The sequence below is a fragment of the Acinetobacter sp. AND/436 genome (genome assembly GCF_049546925.1).
Taxonomy (GTDB): domain Bacteria; phylum Pseudomonadota; class Gammaproteobacteria; order Pseudomonadales; family Moraxellaceae; genus Acinetobacter; species Acinetobacter indicus.
On sequence record NZ_JBMXBO010000004.1, the window covers coordinates 58717 to 74676 of the forward strand.

General features: G+C 47.4%; 15 protein-coding genes and 1 riboswitch. Of the genes, 7 read left to right on the plus strand and 8 right to left on the minus strand.

All coding sequences use genetic code 11. The features are described 5' to 3' along the window. Nucleotides 1-12 precede the first annotated feature (12 nt). The 6 genes from gluQRS to ACPEPR_RS04860 form a co-directional block, all read right to left on the minus strand. A complete protein-coding gene (gluQRS, locus tag ACPEPR_RS04835) occupies nucleotides 13-933 on the minus strand; it encodes a tRNA glutamyl-Q(34) synthetase GluQRS (protein WP_104489114.1) in 921 nt (306 codons plus the stop codon). 2 nt (nucleotides 934-935) lie between these two features. After that, the gene (gene dksA, locus ACPEPR_RS04840; RefSeq protein WP_016659695.1) at nucleotides 936-1463 is read right to left on the minus strand and encodes an RNA polymerase-binding protein DksA; all 528 of its coding nucleotides are present in this window, start codon (nucleotides 1461-1463) and stop codon (nucleotides 936-938) included. 214 nt (nucleotides 1464-1677) lie between these two features. Further along, on the minus strand, nucleotides 1678-2481 hold the full coding sequence (locus tag ACPEPR_RS04845; protein ID WP_104989208.1) for a metallophosphoesterase: 804 nt from the start codon (nucleotides 2479-2481) through the stop codon (nucleotides 1678-1680). A gap of 21 nt (nucleotides 2482-2502) precedes the next feature. Next, entirely contained in the window at nucleotides 2503-3111 is a 609-nt protein-coding gene (locus ACPEPR_RS04850; RefSeq protein ID WP_005181612.1) for an NUDIX domain-containing protein, read from the minus strand. A gap of 77 nt (nucleotides 3112-3188) precedes the next feature. Further along, complete coding sequence (gene thiC / locus ACPEPR_RS04855) at nucleotides 3189-5084, minus strand: phosphomethylpyrimidine synthase ThiC (protein ID WP_005181616.1); 1896 nt, start codon at nucleotides 5082-5084, stop codon at nucleotides 3189-3191. A gap of 84 nt (nucleotides 5085-5168) precedes the next feature. Further along, a riboswitch (TPP riboswitch) is annotated at nucleotides 5169-5299 on the minus strand. A 59-nt stretch (nucleotides 5300-5358) separates the two neighbouring features. Beyond that, nucleotides 5359-6381, minus strand: a complete 1023-nt coding sequence (locus ACPEPR_RS04860) for a hypothetical protein (protein ID WP_423562036.1) — start codon at nucleotides 6379-6381, stop codon at nucleotides 5359-5361. A 348-nt stretch (nucleotides 6382-6729) separates the two neighbouring features. Between ACPEPR_RS04860 and ACPEPR_RS04865 the strand changes: the two genes are divergently transcribed. Both ACPEPR_RS04865 and phoU read left to right on the plus strand, forming a co-directional pair. Continuing rightward, nucleotides 6730-8070, plus strand: coding sequence for a TolC family outer membrane protein (locus ACPEPR_RS04865; protein ID WP_075174910.1), 1341 nt, complete (start codon nucleotides 6730-6732; stop codon nucleotides 8068-8070). A 124-nt stretch (nucleotides 8071-8194) separates the two neighbouring features. Further along, nucleotides 8195-8917 carry a phosphate signaling complex protein PhoU gene (phoU, locus tag ACPEPR_RS04870; protein ID WP_005181619.1) on the plus strand — a complete coding sequence of 241 codons (723 nt, stop codon included), beginning with the start codon at nucleotides 8195-8197 and terminating at the stop codon, nucleotides 8915-8917. A 731-nt stretch (nucleotides 8918-9648) separates the two neighbouring features. Here the strand turns inward: phoU and ACPEPR_RS04875 are convergent. Both ACPEPR_RS04875 and argH read right to left on the minus strand, forming a co-directional pair. Next, nucleotides 9649-9918, minus strand: a complete 270-nt coding sequence (locus ACPEPR_RS04875) for an oxidative damage protection protein (RefSeq protein WP_005181625.1) — start codon at nucleotides 9916-9918, stop codon at nucleotides 9649-9651. Between the two features lie 21 nt (nucleotides 9919-9939). Continuing rightward, complete coding sequence (gene argH / locus ACPEPR_RS04880; RefSeq protein ID WP_171065096.1) at nucleotides 9940-11370, minus strand: argininosuccinate lyase; 1431 nt, start codon at nucleotides 11368-11370, stop codon at nucleotides 9940-9942. Here argH and ACPEPR_RS04885 point away from each other — a divergent pair. The 5 genes from ACPEPR_RS04885 (at nucleotide 11361) to ACPEPR_RS04905 (ending at nucleotide 15960) form a co-directional block, all read left to right on the plus strand. Continuing rightward, nucleotides 11361-12515, plus strand: coding sequence for a sensor histidine kinase (locus ACPEPR_RS04885; protein WP_423562030.1), 1155 nt, complete (start codon nucleotides 11361-11363; stop codon nucleotides 12513-12515). The two genes, argH and ACPEPR_RS04885, sit on opposite strands and share 10 nt — an antisense overlap. Nucleotides 12516-12570: 55 nt before the next feature. Continuing rightward, nucleotides 12571-13311 carry a LytR/AlgR family response regulator transcription factor gene (locus ACPEPR_RS04890; protein ID WP_005181633.1) on the plus strand — a complete coding sequence of 247 codons (741 nt, stop codon included), beginning with the start codon at nucleotides 12571-12573 and terminating at the stop codon, nucleotides 13309-13311. 108 nt (nucleotides 13312-13419) lie between these two features. Then, nucleotides 13420-14337 carry a hydroxymethylbilane synthase gene (gene hemC, locus ACPEPR_RS04895; RefSeq protein WP_034598116.1) on the plus strand — a complete coding sequence of 306 codons (918 nt, stop codon included), beginning with the start codon at nucleotides 13420-13422 and terminating at the stop codon, nucleotides 14335-14337. 1 nt (nucleotide 14338) lies between these two features. Continuing rightward, nucleotides 14339-15118: a uroporphyrinogen-III synthase gene (locus tag ACPEPR_RS04900; protein ID WP_423562031.1), complete on the plus strand. Its 780-nt coding sequence runs from the start codon at nucleotides 14339-14341 to the stop codon at nucleotides 15116-15118. Beyond that, complete coding sequence (locus tag ACPEPR_RS04905; protein WP_168398238.1) at nucleotides 15115-15960, plus strand: hypothetical protein; 846 nt, start codon at nucleotides 15115-15117, stop codon at nucleotides 15958-15960. Before ACPEPR_RS04900 ends, ACPEPR_RS04905 begins: the two co-directional genes overlap by 4 nt.

Below are 15960 nucleotides of genomic sequence, written 5' to 3' on the forward strand. Positions count from 1 at the left end.
CAAATTGTGTAGTTATGCGTAGCTGCCCTGTAGCTGAGTTGTATGTGGAATGGCGTCAATTGACCACTGGGCAATGGCTTGCTGCAGCATACGTGCCGGGGTGTCTAAAACTACCGGGGGTTGGTGCAAAGCCGTGAGCGCCTGTTGTAATAGCAGAGGAGCCTGATTTAAATCCAGCGGCTGGGCCAGGTTCTGCTTGGAGAGTTTTTGCCCCTGATCATTCATGGCCAGCGGCAAATGCAGATAGCGCAGTTCCGGATAGCCCAGCACCCGCCCAAGCCAGATCTGTCGTTCGGTATTGTCCAAGAGGTCTGCGCCGCGGACGACATCGGTAATGCCTTGCAGATAGTCATCGACCACCACGGCCAGCTGATAGTTAATAATCCCGTCACGGCGTTTTAAGACAAAATCCCCCAGATCTTGTTGCAGGTTGGAGCAATGCCGGCCCTGCAAGCGGTCTTCAAAGCAGATGTCTGTATCGGTCACTTTCAGGCGGATGGCCTGCTGTGCAAAGGGGAGTTGCAGATTGCGACAGGTGCCAGCATAAATATGATTGGAACCGAGCATTTTACGCGTGCACTGACAGGCATAGACCCAGCCTTGCTCGGCGAGTTGCTCAAGAATGTCTTCGTAAATGGCCAAACGGTCTTTTTGAAACAGAATCTCGCCATCCGGCTCGAACTGAAAGGCATCTAAAGAACGCAGGATATGCGCTTCACTGCCGGGATAAATACGGGGAATGTCAGTGTCTTCAATACGGACCAGCCAGCGCCCATGCTGGGCCTTGGCATCGCAATAACTGGCCACCGCGGTAATGAGGGAACCAAAATGCAAAGGGCCGGTTGGCGATGGCGCAAACCGGCCCACGTAATTCTCTTCAGCTTTCCCTCCCTTTATCAAAGGGAGGGGCAGGGAGGGATTACGAATAGACATGCTTAACCGTTATTTTGCTTCTCTTTGATTTCTGCCAAAGTTTTGCAGTCAATACACAAAGTCGCAGTTGGACGCGCTTCTAAACGGCGTAAACCAATTTCGATTCCGCAGGTTTCACAGAAACCGTAGTCATCGTTTTTAATGGCTTCAATGGATTGTTCAATTTTACGGATCAGTTTGCGTTCACGGTCACGGGTACGTAACTCGATAGCAAACTCTTCTTCCTGAGTGGCGCGGTCGTTTACGTCAGGCAATGCAGTATTTTCATCTTGCATTGTGTTTAGCGTACGATCAACTTCAGACATCAGCTCGGCTTTCCAGGCCAAGAGAATCTGACGGAAGTGCTCAAGCTGGCCCTCAGACATATATTCTTCATTTTTTTTCGGCTGATAAGGCTCAATACCAAATAAGCTAGCAGTAGAACCACCTTCTGACGCCTTTGGCTTTGTCTTACGCACGCGCTTTGTAGATTTTTCCTCTACAACATCTGTTTGTTCGTCCAAGACTTGATTTTGGTTGTCATTCGCCATGTAGGGCATTCCTCATCATATACGTATCATCTATACGCAAAAAATATGGTGATATGCAAGTGTTTTTATCCACTCCCAAGGAGAAGATTATCCCTTCGGGGGTCGTCATCATATAGACTTTTTATGTATATTGATAGTCTTTGATGTTTGGATTTCGTCGTATCACGTTTTCCTTCGCAGCCATAACTTAAAGCAAAAAGAATAAAATGAAAAGTTAATAACCTGAAATTTCATTATTTATTTGACCGACCAAATTTTCAACACGATGCACCTGTGTGTCGAACTCGCCATTGTCCTTTAAATGCAAGACCCGATAGCCCGGTGCTTCCTGTCCCAGGGCAAAATCATCACTGTGTGGTTTAAACTGCACTGAAGTCGAAGGCGTTGAATAAAAAGGAATATTGTTCCAGATGTTCAGTGAATCCTGATGCACGTGGCCAAATAAAACCGCTTTAATATTCTGGTGCTTGACCATCACTTCAGTCAGATCGGCGGTATTTTTCAGTTTATGCTGATCGACCCAATGCGACTGCATGGCAAAAGGATGATGATGACAGGCCAGAATCACATGCTGGCCGGCATGTTCGGTTAACAGCTGGTCCAGTTGCGCGAGCTGGGAGGGTTCAATCCGGCCATCAATCTGATTCTTGACCGCACTGTTCAGCAGCATGATGGTCCAGCGACCCAAATGAATGGCATGTACCCGGTTTTGCTGCTGGTGAAACGGAAAATACTCCACCTCATCATGATTGCCCGGAATCTGATAAAACGGAATATTCAGGCGGTGCATAAATGCCAGATAGCGCGCATAGGTCGCCGGCACTGGCACCTGTGCCAGATCCCCGGTATGAACAATGGCATCCAGCTCAGGATAACGTTGCTGAATATCACGCATGATGCCATGAAAGCTGTGTTCCGGATTCATCTGCACAAATTTAAGGTCTTCCTGATCCATTAAATGTGTGTCTGAAATCTGGACGATGGTCCAGCTTTGTGTATTTTTGCTTATAAAAGTCATGCCTGACCCCTTAGACATTCCTTATGGTTTGATTTGTTGTTGTAACCATTGCAGGGCGATGATCAGTGGCGCATTCCTGAGCCGACCATTGGCCAATAAGATCGGTAAGTGCTCATACTCAAAAATATGCAATTGAATATTTTCGCCTTCCTCACTAAGACCAAACACACCGCCTTGTTCAGGCAAATTTACTTTCGCACTATATAAATGAAAGATTTCCGCACAAGCTCCTGCAGAAGGATAGAAGGTAAACAGATGCTGCAGTTCTTCAACTTCGCAGCCTGATTCTTCTAGGGTTTCACGGCGAATGCAGCTTTCCGGTGATTCATCACCATCGAGTACGCCCGCAATGACTTCGAGTTGCCAGGGAGAATCCTGATCATCCATTGCCCCAATACGAAATTGTTCTATTAATGCAAATTTATGTTTTTTTTCATCATATAACAATACACCGGCTGCCTCCGGGCGTTGAATCAACTCCCGATGAATGACCGGTGTATAGTGGTTTTGATTAAACAGGCGATGGCTCAGACTGACTTTTTCAACCTGAATAAAGCCACGAAACAAGAATTCACGCTGTTGAATGCGCAGTTCATTTCGACCATAGGTCGCCTGTTTAAGTATTTCCATAAAACATCATACGGATGAAGAACATCAGTTTTCATCCTAACTGAGATTAAATGGAACACAAACTCTTTTTCGATAGTTTAGACGTCGTGGTACAATTTTTGACCAGTCTGCTGATAGGTCTCCTTCATGGCTTTGAGACCTTCCGCAACCTCTGTATCACTTTGCATGGCTTCTTTAGCAAGATTCTGATTTTGCGCATAATCTCTCACATTTTGGGTGATTTTCATGGAGCAGAATTTCGGTCCACACATCGAACAGAAGTGCGCTGATTTGTGTGCTTCTTTCGGCAAGGTTTCATCATGCATACTGCGCGCCGTATCCGGGTCCAGACTCAGGTTAAACTGATCTTCCCAGCGGAATTCAAAGCGGGCTTTGGACAGGGCATTGTCACGCGCCTGCGCACCCGGATGACCTTTGGCCAGATCGGCGGCATGTGCAGCAATCTTGTAGGTGATAATACCGTCTTTAACATCTTTCTTGTTCGGCAGACCTAAATGCTCTTTTGGCGTCACGTAGCACAGCATGGCCGTGCCATACCAGCCAATCATAGCGGCCCCAATGGCCGAGGTAATATGGTCATAGCCCGGTGCAATATCGGTGGTTAGCGGACCAAGGGTATAGAACGGCGCCTCTTTGCAGACTTCCAGTTGCAGATCCATATTTTCCTTGATCATATGCATTGGCACATGGCCCGGGCCTTCAATCATCACCTGCACATCATGTTCCCAGGCGCGATGCGTTAACTCGCCCAAGGTGCGAAGTTCGCTGAATTGTGCTTCATCATTGGCATCCTGGATACAGCCCGGACGCAGACCATCGCCCAGACTGAACGACACGTCATAGGCTTTCATGATTTCGCAGATTTCATCGAAGTGGGTATACAGGAAGTTTTCTTCATGATGCGCCAGACACCACTGCGCCATGATTGAACCACCACGTGACACAATACCGGTGAGGCGGTTGGCGGTCAGCGGTACATAACGCAGCAGTACCCCAGCATGAATGGTGAAGTAGTCCACACCTTGTTCGGCCTGTTCAATCAGGGTGTCTTTAAAGATTTCCCAGGTCAGGTCTTCTGCTACGCCGTTAACTTTTTCCAGCGCCTGATAAATGGGCACGGTACCAATTGGCACGGGTGAGTTACGGATAATCCATTCGCGGGTTTCATGAATATTTTTCCCGGTCGATAAATCCATGATGGTGTCGGCGCCCCAGCGGGTGGCCCAGGTCATTTTTGCCACTTCTTCGGCAATGTCGGAACCCAGTGCCGAGTTACCAATATTGGCATTAATTTTCACCAGGAAATTACGGCCAATAATCATTGGCTCAATTTCAGGGTGGTTAATGTTGGCGGGAATAATGGCGCGGCCGGCAGCGACTTCCTGACGTACAAATTCCGGGGTAATTTCACGCAGGTTTTGTGCGCCAAAGTTTTGTCCCGGATGCTGGCGCATATCGACGCCTTGCTGCTGGCGCAGGTTTTCACGGATGGCGATGTATTCCATTTCCGGAGTAATAATGCCCTGTTTGGCATAATGCATTTGGGTCACGTTATGCCCGCGTTTGGCCCGGCGCGGTTTCTGGATATGGGCAAAACGGATGTCGGCAGTGCGGATGTCACGCAGGCGTTCCTGACCGAATTTAGAACTGAGCTGATCCAGAATTTCAGTATCGTTACGCTCTTCAATCCAGCGTTCACGCACATTCGGTAAACCCTGGTTCAGATCAATATTGACTTCCGGGTCGGTGTAAACGCCAGAGGTGTCATAGACCATTACCGGCGGATTGTGTTCACCGCCTAAACTGGTTGGGGTCTCGGTCAGTTCAATCTGGCGCATCGGGACACGGATATCCTCACGTGAGCCCTGGATATAGACTTTGCTCGAAGCGGGTAAAATACGGGTGAGGTCTTTGGCATCTTGCTCGTGTTGAGCAGAAATAGCCTCGGAAGAAAGATTCGTTAATTGGTTCATACCATGATCCTTATGAAGAGCATCAACGAATCAAGCACGACCAAAACGAAACGGATTTATCCTGAATAATAAATCGAAACTTAAGGTTTAGTTGCGCTTGATTCCTACGCAGGTGTTAACCTGATCAGGTTCAACGGTACTTGTGCTTAATCATCTATACGGTTAGACAATTACACAATCTCAGCGAGGATTTACTCGCGCTCCGTCAAGCTGCTTAAATCTTAACAGGTTGGCTTAAAAAGGCCAGTGATAAAACTGCCAAATTGGTGGGGGCTTAGTTATTCTGATAAGGCATACAGACCGCATCGCTAAAACAGTCACGGGTCGGACTTAAGCCGTTTAGCGGTAAATCCAGATAATGGGACAGCTGCTTTAGCGCCAGGGTGTTGGTACGTTCATTGTTTTGTTCCTGTGCGGTCAGGCTGACTGGAATACGGTTACGCCGTTCCTGTGGCGACATCTGTACAAAGCTGCGGAATTTACGCGCCTGATCTGCCAGTCGTGACTGCTCCAGCTTGGCCAGCTTTTCAATTTGATACCAGACACTGGGCTGAATCGCATATTCTGCTTCATAGCTGTCTGAAACCGGGGTATTTAAGGTGCCTTTAAACAGGAACATACGATAGACCTGATCCAGATAACGCGCATCGCGGATATAACTGCTGTCAGGATAGTTTTTGACATAATCTTCCCAGAACAGGGCGCGACGCACCACTTCCTGGGCATCAATGGTCAGGCCGCCATCACGAATCGGACGCTGCATATTCTGTTCGGCCAGATTTTCAATAAAAATCCGTTCGGCATCGGGCAGATAAGGCGCAAAAATACGAGCCAGGTACTGCGGATTACGCCGATAGACCAGTTGCCCTTCACCGGCATCATACAGGTCGACATAGGCCTGACCTTTGTGTTTCAGCAGATACTGGTCGCGTAAGGCAAACTGTTCGAAATGGCTTTGCTGAATGGTGGGATGCTGGGCCAGATCAAAGGCATACTGATCAAAAGCGGTCTGCTGCTGGGCGGTACGTTCGACTTTCAGAAAATTCTGGTACATCTGGGCAGACAGTTCCAGCAGATGCTGCTGGTCGGGGAAATCCATTAGTGGCAAACAGACTTTTAAATCCTGGTTAATCTGTTCCAGGGCAAAGGTGGTGCGCTGCTGGTTAATCTCGCGCATTTCCTGTTCAATGCCGCGGCAGATCGACTTTAAATCGACCGCCTGTTCAGCCACAGCCTGCTTCGGCTTCTGTTCAATGACCACAGGAGGTTCTGGCCTTTGACACGCGGTCAAAACCATTGCAGAACATAAACTGAGCAGTAAAGTACGCCAGCGGGGAGAAATAAGCTTCACGATAACCCAATTAAAAAAGCAGCAAAAAAATAACAAGTGCGGAATGTATGGCGCTATTGTAACCAGCTTCGGGCCGGTGAATTGTAGCGTTGTGCTGAAGTTTGGTTACATGGCTGTGAGTGCGCTCCTGGCTCAACTCAACTGGACAGCTTGCTGCTTGAGTTAAAGCGGTAAAATATAAAAAAATAATCAAAAACATACGAAAAAAATGCGATAAATCGCTACTATGGAGCAAATTGAGTCAATGCTTGACTGAGACATGGCCATTTTGGCGAGATGAGTTAAACGAATAAAATGAAGAAAAAAATATGTGTATTGGGCCTGCTGTTGTTTAGCCCTTGGGCGCAAGCCTTGGATCTGGTCGAGGCCTATGAGCGTGCCAAAGCCACCGACCCGAACTGGCAGGCCAATCTGTTGCAATATGAAGCCGATCAACTGAATTTAGGCATTGCCAAAGGCAATTTGCTGCCGACCGTGACTGTGTCTGGCAATATCACCCGGCGCAGTCAGGACGCCAATGCTGCGACAATTCCAGGTTTTCCAGTCAGCTCTGAAAGCCTGTCGCCTTCAGCAACCACCACCCGTCAGGTGAGTGTCACTGCACGCCAGCCTTTATTCCGCTGGGATGCCTGGGAAGGCCTAAAACAGGTCAAAACCTCACTCAGTCTCAGTGAAGTCACCTTAAGACTGCAAAAGCAGGAGCATATTTTAAATGTGGCCGAAGCCTATTTTAATGTGCTGCGCCAGCAGTCTTTAACGACGGCCTATTTGCAGGAAGAGCAGGCACTGCTGGAACAGCTGAACATGATGAATGCCAAGCTGCGCGAGGGACTGGTCGCGCGCAGTGATGTCAGCGAAGCCGAGGCGCAATATCAAAATGCCAAGGCCAACCGGATTGCTACCCATGTGCAGCTGGTGCTGGCACAGGAACAACTGGCACAGCTGATCGGGCCATATCGTGAAAATCTGGCGGTACTGCGAGATGACTTTCAGTTCCAAAAACCTTATCCGGCCAGTTTAGAGGCATGGACCGAGTTGGCGCAAAGTCAGAACCTATCCATTTTGCAGGCCCGCTTGCAGCAGCGTTATGCTGAAGACCAGAAACGGGTCGAGCAGGCCGCGCGTTATCCGCAAATTGAAGCGGTCGGTACTTATGGCTATAACAAGCAGACGCCACAAAGCCTGATTTCTCAGGATGGTCAGTTTGATCAGGTCGGCATTGAAATGAACTGGAATGTGTTTACCGGCGGCCGTACCCAGCGCAATATCCAGAAAGCAGCAGTGAATGTCGATAAAGCCGAAGCCGAGCTGGATGCGGCCATCCGTAAAGCCAATACCGATGTAAAAAGTGCCTATTTGCAGGTGGAAACCGATCAATCCAAGTTACAGGCACGACAGGCGGCCATGCAATCGGCGCAACTGGTATCGCGCGCCTCCCGTGCCCAATATCATGAAGGCCTAAAAACCATGGTCGATGTCCTGCTGGCCCAGCGTAATGCTTTTTCGGCCAAGCAGGACTATTTGAATGCCAAATATGATTATCTGATTAATGTGCTGCGCCTCCGGGCATCGGTGGGGCAACTCAGTGAAAAAGATCTGGCCGAGATGAACTTGTGGTTAATAGAAAAACCTTAAATTTCAATAAAATAAAATGATGCAATCGGGCACTTGTTTAAATTGTCATAAAAGCTTAATGTTTAATGTGATTTAATAATCAATGATAAAATAAGTCCGTTATTATTGCATTGGAGTACATCTCTTGAGTCCAAATAATCCTGTGTTAAATCACCATATTTCTTCTCAATTTAATGAAGATCTACAGGATGTCAATACAAAATTCATGACCATGGGTGGCTTGGTAGAGCAGCAGGTGGCCAATGCGATTCATGCATTGCTGGACACAGATGCCGCGATGGCAATAGAGGTGCAATTTCAGGACAATGCAGTGAACCGTCTGGAAACTGAAATTGATGAAGCATTAACCCTGATTTTGGCACGCCGTCATCCCGCTGCAATTGACCTGCGCATGGTGATTGCCATGAGCAAGGCCAATACCGACCTGGAACGTATTGGCGATGAAGCGGCCAAAATTGCCCGGATTGCACAAAGCCTATGTGAAGAAGGGGGCTCGCCGCGCGGTTATATGGAGACCCGTCATATTGGTAACCAGGTGCGAGTCATGATTCATGATGCGCTGGATGCTTTTGCCCGTTTGGATGTCGATCAGGCTTTACGTGTACTGCTGGCCGATGCCGATATCGACCGTGAATACCAGTCGGCCACCCGGACCTTAATGACCTATATGATTGAAGATCCACGTCATATTTCCCGCGTCATCAATGTAATGTGGGTACTGCGTTCCCTAGAGCGGATTGGTGACCATGCGCGTAATATTTCCGAGCAAGTGATTTATATGGTCAAAGGTCTGGATGTGCGTCATACCAGCATGGAAGAAATTGAACAGAAAGTTCAAGAACGCTAAGTTTGAATACCAGAAACAGCCTGAAATAATTTCAGGCTTTTTTTTATGGATTACGCATAAAATGGATAAAAAAAATCCCAGATTTTGGGGGAAATCTGAGATCGAAATCGGGGATATTTATATCTATTATAAGAGATGCTTCCATCTCCTTGATTGTTATTATAGGAAGATGATGCGCGGAAATCTTTAAGCTTATTGTAGTCTAATGTTGAGTTTTATGAACAAATGTATCGGCCAGTTACAATACTAATCGGTTAAATAGGTTAATTTTAATCTAAATTATAAACCCCTGATTTTGGTGAAGTAAAACTTTATAGTTGTCCAGATATACCTGTCAATTCAATAAAAACCAATCACCTTAAGCTCACTATAAACAGGGAGCTTGCGGCTGGAAAACAACAAAGTTCATCTACTTTTTCTGTGCCAAGCCTGAAATGGGTGAATGAAGAGGAATTCATTTTTTATCGATGAAATTTTTTTGGATTAAAGGCTAAAAGCATCTTCCGAGATAAAACCCTATGTGCAGTGGTTGATCTTGGGTTTGGATAGAGTAAAAGAAAAGCTCCATTTCTGGAGCCTTTCAAATTTAAGCCCACGCGCTTCGCTTGTCTTACGTAATTTTTACAACCGTGCATAAAAAAGAATCCCCAAAAATGGAGATTCTTTTTGCATGAAAGCCTACGCGGACTTCGTCCTTGTCTTGCGTAAAACTTAAAGCAGCGCTTTAAGTTTTACTCAGGCTTTAGCCCTTCGGCTTTTTCTAAGGTTTCGTCATTATTGAAGAATTTTTCGCGCTGTTCTTCCAGAAACTTTTTCGCATCTGCTTCAAACACATTTAAACGCTTTTCATTGATCAGCGTGGTCTGATGTTTCAGCCATTCGTTCCAGGCCTGTTTAGACACGGTATCAAATAATTCCTGACCTTTGGCACCCGGGAACGGGGCAAAGTCCAAGCCTTCCATTTCTTGTTGATACTTACGGCAAAATACTTGTCGAGACATATCCATACTCCGAATTTAAGATTAAGCGTAAAGTTGCTCTAAACGGGCGTGGGCGCGTTCAATCGCAGCAGCGACTTGTGCCGGAGCAGTCCCCCCAATATGGTTACGTGCATTCACTGAAGCTTCCAGAGTCAGGGCTTTTTCAAATACATCGGCCTGAATCAGGTCAGAGAACTGCTGCAGCTGTTCCAGGGTCAGTTCAGACAGGTCTTTGCCTTCCTGTACGCCCAGTGCGACCGCTTTACCAACAATTTCATGGGCATCACGGAAAGCAACGCCATTTTTCACCAGGTAATCCGCAAGGTCGGTTGCAGTAGAGAAACCACGCAGCGCCGCTTCACGCATTTCTGCAATGTTAGGCACCAATGCCGGAATCATGTCAGCAAACGCCATCAGTGAACCACGTACAGTATCAATTGCATCAAACAGAGGCTCTTTGTCTTCCTGGTTGTCTTTGTTATAGGCCAGTGGTTGACCTTTCATCAGGGTCAACAGGCTCATTAAATCACCATAAACACGGCCGGTTTTACCGCGAACCAGTTCAGGGACATCCGGGTTTTTCTTTTGCGGCATGATCGATGAACCGGTACAGAAACGGTCAGGAATATTCACAAATTTAAACTGGGCTGAGGTCCACAGAATCAGTTCTTCCGACATACGTGACAGGTGCATCATGATTAACGATGCCGCAGCGTTAAATTCAATCCCGAAATCACGGTCAGATACTGCATCTAAAGAGTTTTCAGCCACGGCATCAAAGCCCAGTAATTCTGCGGTATAGGCGCGGTCGATTGGATAGGTTGTACCTGCCAGTGCAGCTGAACCGAGTGGCATACGGTTCACACGTTTACGGCAGTCAATTAAGCGCTCAGAGTCACGTACCAGCATTTCAAACCAGGCCATAAGGTGGTGACCAAAAGTCACAGGTTGAGCAGTTTGTAAATGGGTGAAGCCCGGCATAATCGTGTCAGTGTTTTTTGCCGCCAGGCTTAGAATACCAGTTTGTAGTTTTTTCAATAATTCTAAAATGGCATCAATTTCATCACGCACATACAGACGGATATCAGTCGCCACCTGGTCGTTACGGCTACGGCCGGTGTGCAGTTTTTTACCGGTAATGCCAATACGCTGGGTCAGGCGTGATTCGATGTTCATGTGCACATCTTCAAGGTCAATACGCCATTCAAACTGACCCGCTTCAATTTCGGCTTTAATGGTGTTTAAGCCGTTGATGATGTCGTCACGTTCCTGTGCAGTCAGCACGCCAACTTTGGCCAACATGGTTGCATGGGCGATTGAACCGGCAATATCTTGTTTATAAAAGCGTTGGTCAAATTGGACAGATGCTGTAAATTCAGCAACAAATGCGTCAGTAGCTTCAGAGAAACGACCGCCCCACATACCCGAAGTCTGGGTTTGTGACGGATTTGAGGAATTAGAAGATGTGGTCATATCGGCTCAATAGAATAAAAAGCAGTAATTTGAAAACGAGTATAACAAATTCGGAATCACTTGCCGAAGGGCAGGTGAGATCATCTTTTGCAGATACGGCTGATGAAAAAAATTACAGTTATTTTTTTACGAAAATAGGGCGTTGGCAACATCTAATTGAATTATTTATTGCCAGCAATGTATTGGCCATGGTGCTGGCACTGGCTGAAGCGCAGGGCTGGCAGGCATTAACCGGCTCAAGGCTGCTGCAATATGTGCTGTATATTAACTGGGTGCTGCTGGCCTTTACTGCCTTTATTGAATATTTTCAAAGACGTTTGGGCCGGATGAGTCTGGGCTTTTCGCTCGGTTTTGGTTTTTTATTGCTACAGCTAATTGTACTGGTGACCACTTTAAGCCTGAATCTGCTGACGCATTTTGGCCAGAATTTTCATCTGCGTGACTTGACTGCAGCCGAGCTGGGGGGCGGGCTGGATTTGCATTTAAGTTATGGCATCTTGCTGGGAGCATTCTGTTTTCGCTATTTATATTTGCGCGAACAGAATTATCTGCGCGAGCAAAGTGCTCTAAAGGCCAAGGTGCATGCCTTGCAAGCGCGTATCCATCCGCATTTTTTATTCAACAGTTTAAATAATGTCATTAGCCTGATTGCGATTGATCCTGAAAAAGCCGAGCAGATGCTGCTCAATCTGTCACGTCTGTTTCGTGCCAGTTTACAGGAAGTCAAGCTGGTCAAGCTGCAGGAAGAAGTTGAATTATGCCAGCGTTATCTGGAGATTGAGCAGATTCGTCTGGGTGAACGCTTGCAGGTGGAATGGAAAATTGAACAGCCGCAACTGCTCAGTCAGGTACAAATTCCCTTATTAACTTTACAACCTTTACTGGAAAATAGTATTTTTCATGGTGTTGAAAAAATATCCAGACCGAGTACCATTAGCGTATTGGTAGAAATTTTGGAAAATCAAGTCAATATCGTCATTACAAACCCTTACGTAAACGCTAAAATGAATTTACGACAAGGACATGGTATTGCAATTCAAAATGTGCAACAGCGTCTACGCGCCTTTTATGGAAGAAAGGTGGTCTTTCAAACGTATGCAGGGGAGGGCATGTATACCACCGTGGTACAGTATCCATATAAATAAAAAAAAATTCACGTTAAGCTATAAAAATAAATGATTTAACGTAAAGGAGGGATAAATGGATGTTCTGATCTGTGATGATGAACCTCTTGCAACTGAGCGTTTGGCCCGCTTGGTGACTCAACTTGGACATCAGGTGGTGGCAACCGCCAGTCATGGTGAGCAGGCCATTGAGCTAGCAGATGAACATCAGCCAGATGTCGTGTTATTAGATATTCAGATGCCAGAAATGGATGGACTAAGCTGCGCCCAGCATTTGCGCGAGCTTGACCCCATGCCGGCAATTGTCTTTTGTACCGCCTATGATGAGCATGCACTTGATGCATTTAAATCGCAGGCAGAAGGGTATTTATTAAAACCGGTCATGCAACAGGAATTGCAGCAGGTTTTAGATCACTTAACCAAACTCACGCAAGCCCAGCTGAGTCACATAAAACAAAAAGAAAATATGGAAGAATTGAATATAAAACGCCACCAGATCACGGCGAAAACTTATCGTGGTGTTGAACTGGTGCCTGTAGAAAATATTTATTATTTTTTAGCAGATCAAAAATATGTCACCGTGCGCCATAAAAATGGCAGCGTGCTGATTGACGAAACCTTAAAAGACCTGGAGCATGAATTTGCCGACCAGTTTATTCGGATTCATCGCAATGCACTGGTCTCGATTCATTATCTTGAAGGACTGGAAGTGATTAATACCGGTCAATATCAGGTGCGTTGTCGTGAACTGGAAGAACGTCTGGCAGTAAGCCGTCGTCATTTACCGACCTTAAGAGAACGTATTCAGAAACTGTAAGCACCGGCTGAAATGGCTTTTTCGCCATCTCAGGGTGCAAATTGACTTGCATTTTCAAGCGATCAGGTTAAGTTTAAGGGAATCCTTTTATTTGCTTTCACTGACATGATGAACACCCTGAAAATTGCAACTCGACAAAGCCCGCTGGCATTATGGCAGGCGGAACACATTCGTGCGCGTTTAGAAGCCTTGCATGCCGGTCTAAACGTGGAGTTGGTCACCTTCGTGACCCAGGGTGATAAAATTCTCGATACCCCCTTAGCCAAAATTGGGGGCAAGGGACTGTTTGTCAAAGAATTAGAAGCAGCTTTGCTGGATGGTCGTGCTGACCTTGCTGTGCATTCCATGAAAGATGTGCCAATGGCGCTACCAGAAGGCTTAAGCCTGGCGGTGATTTGCGAGCGTGAAGATCCGCTGGATGCCTTTGTGTCCAATACTTATGCCAGCTTTCAGGACTTGCCGCAGGGTGCCAAAGTCGGAACGTCCAGTTTGCGCCGTAAATGCCAGATTTTAAAAGCACGCCCTGACCTGGAGATTATTGATTTGCGCGGTAACGTTGGTACCCGTCTGTCCAAGCTGGATGCAGGTCAATATGATGCGATTATTCTGGCCAGTGCCGGCCTGAAGCGTTTGGGCCTTAGTGAGCGGATTCGTCATACGCTCGCGCCTGAAGTGAGTTTGCCGGCCGTGGGTCAGGGCGCTTTGGGGCTGGAATGCCGGACTAATGATCAGGCCGTACTCGAGCTGATTTTGCCGTTGATGGATGATGAAACCAATGTCTGTGTACGCGCAGAACGTGCGTTTAATGCTTATCTGGAAGGTGGCTGTCAGGTGCCGATTGCCGGTTATGCCACTTTAAAAGATGGCCAGCTGTCGATGGAAGGCCGGGTGGGCAGTGTCGATGGCCAGACCTTGTTAAGCGCACAGCTCAGTGCCGCACCCGAGCAGGCCGAACAGCTGGGTGAACAACTGGCACAGAACCTGTTGGCACAAGGGGCAGGTGAGCTGCTAAAAGCCTTATATTAAGATGCTGTTTATTAATACCCGCCCGGCCGATCGTGCCTGTACCTTGTCACAGGCTTTAAGGCAACAGGCCTGGTCGGTGATTGAGCTGCCTCTGCTGGAATTACAGGCCTGTCCCTGGTCCGATGCATTGGCACAGCTGTACCAGCAATTACTGCAGGCGCAGCGGATTGTGGTGGTCAGCCCGACCGCAGTACACATCGGGATGGAGTATCTGGCGAAAAGCGGTATTCATCTCGATCAATTACAACATTTACAGTGGATTGCGGTTGGTGAAAAAACGGCGCAGGTACTGGCAGAATACGGAATTTCGAGCGCCGTGCCGGAGGTTGAAACCTCGGAAGGCATGCTGGAACTGCCTTTATTAAAATCCCTGGCGGCCGGTTCGTGTATTGCCTTCTGGCGCGGTGAAGGCGGTCGTCAGTTTATGATGGACAGCCTGCAACAGGTCGGAATGCAGATTCTGAATTTTATTTTATATCAGCGTCAGTGTCCGGCCGCGTCCATTCAGCAGATGCCCGCGCTATTGCCACAACTGCAGCAGCACCGGGACTATTGGATGCTGATTAGCAGTGAGGCCAGCTGGTTAAACTGGTTGCGGCTGAGTCAAGCGCAAAAAGAATTATTGAACCGGGGACGTTATCTGGTGCTGGGTGACCGCCTGGAAGCGCTGTTGATGGATTATCAACAACAGCATCACACCCGTTTTCAACTGATCAAGTTGACGAATTTAAAAACAGAAACAATACTGCAGCAGATTGAGCTTAAATCAGGACACGCATGAAGAAGCTACTTATTTTATTATTGATCATCGGCTTGGCCTGGATGTTAAAGCTGAGCTATGACGTATTTAAAATAACGGCGCAGCAGTCCGAATTGTCTCAGAGTATGCATCAGGCGGAAAAAAGCCGCGCCAATCTCAATGACCAGCTAGTGGCTTTGCAGCGCCAGAGTAGCAATCCTTCACCGTCAGCATCTTCAAGTGCGCCTGCAACTAATACTACAGTGCAGATCAGCCAGACCACGATCACGCCGCAGCAGATGCTTCAACAGCAGCTGGAACTGATCGAATTTGCCTTAAAGCAGGCGCAATATCCGTATGCACTGGAAAAGTTGGCAGTACTGGATGTTCAGCTGAATCAGTGGGCTTTGTCACCGGCCTTGGCCGAAAGTCTGCATCAAACCCTGAGCAAAGACCGGCAGCTGATCCAGCAATTTGCGGCACAGCGCAGTGCCCAGCAGCAGCAGGTCACTCAGGCTCTACAGCAGCTGGATCAGCTGTTGCGTCAGGAAATCCAGCAGCCACAACTGCAGCCGGCGCAAGAGGCCAATCCGGCCTTCTGGCATAAGTGGTTGAAACTGGAAGCCGCCGAGCAGCCAGCGACTGTACTTAGTCAGCGTCAATTGCTGTTAAAAGAAGCGCAGTTGCGTTTATTACTGGCACGTCAGTTATTAGGACAAGGCCAATATCTGAATTATCAGCAGGAGCTGACTGAAATTCTTCATTTGTTACAGCCACTGCCGGATCGGGGGGCGCAGCAGTTAAGCGCTGAATTGGCGGAAATTCAGAGCCTGACCGTGATTCCTGTGCCGGTGCTGACCAGCCGCACCTTATTGGATGAATGA

What these genes read in the sequence shown, in the direction of transcription:
- ACPEPR_RS04885 (WP_423562030.1), top strand. Translation starts at nt 11,361, where the DNA reads ATGTGGTCATATCGGCTCAATAGAATAAAAAGCAGTAATTTGAAAACG.
- ACPEPR_RS04905 (WP_168398238.1), top strand. Translation starts at nt 15,115, where the DNA reads ATGAAGAAGCTACTTATTTTATTATTGATCATCGGCTTGGCCTGGATG.
- ACPEPR_RS04865 (WP_075174910.1), top strand. Translation starts at nt 6,730, where the DNA reads ATGAAGAAAAAAATATGTGTATTGGGCCTGCTGTTGTTTAGCCCTTGG.
- ACPEPR_RS04900 (WP_423562031.1), top strand. Translation starts at nt 14,339, where the DNA reads ATGCTGTTTATTAATACCCGCCCGGCCGATCGTGCCTGTACCTTGTCA.
- hemC (WP_034598116.1), top strand. Translation starts at nt 13,420, where the DNA reads ATGAACACCCTGAAAATTGCAACTCGACAAAGCCCGCTGGCATTATGG.
- dksA (WP_016659695.1), bottom strand. Translation starts at nt 1,463, where the DNA reads ATGGCGAATGACAACCAAAATCAAGTCTTGGACGAACAAACAGATGTT.
- argH (WP_171065096.1), bottom strand. Translation starts at nt 11,370, where the DNA reads ATGACCACATCTTCTAATTCCTCAAATCCGTCACAAACCCAGACTTCG.
- ACPEPR_RS04850 (WP_005181612.1), bottom strand. Translation starts at nt 3,111, where the DNA reads ATGGAAATACTTAAACAGGCGACCTATGGTCGAAATGAACTGCGCATT.
- ACPEPR_RS04890 (WP_005181633.1), top strand. Translation starts at nt 12,571, where the DNA reads ATGGATGTTCTGATCTGTGATGATGAACCTCTTGCAACTGAGCGTTTG.
- ACPEPR_RS04845 (WP_104989208.1), bottom strand. Translation starts at nt 2,481, where the DNA reads ATGACTTTTATAAGCAAAAATACACAAAGCTGGACCATCGTCCAGATT.
- gluQRS (WP_104489114.1), bottom strand. Translation starts at nt 933, where the DNA reads ATGTCTATTCGTAATCCCTCCCTGCCCCTCCCTTTGATAAAGGGAGGG.
- ACPEPR_RS04875 (WP_005181625.1), bottom strand. Translation starts at nt 9,918, where the DNA reads ATGTCTCGACAAGTATTTTGCCGTAAGTATCAACAAGAAATGGAAGGC.
- thiC (WP_005181616.1), bottom strand. Translation starts at nt 5,084, where the DNA reads ATGAACCAATTAACGAATCTTTCTTCCGAGGCTATTTCTGCTCAACAC.
- ACPEPR_RS04860 (WP_423562036.1), bottom strand. Translation starts at nt 6,381, where the DNA reads ATGGTTTTGACCGCGTGTCAAAGGCCAGAACCTCCTGTGGTCATTGAA.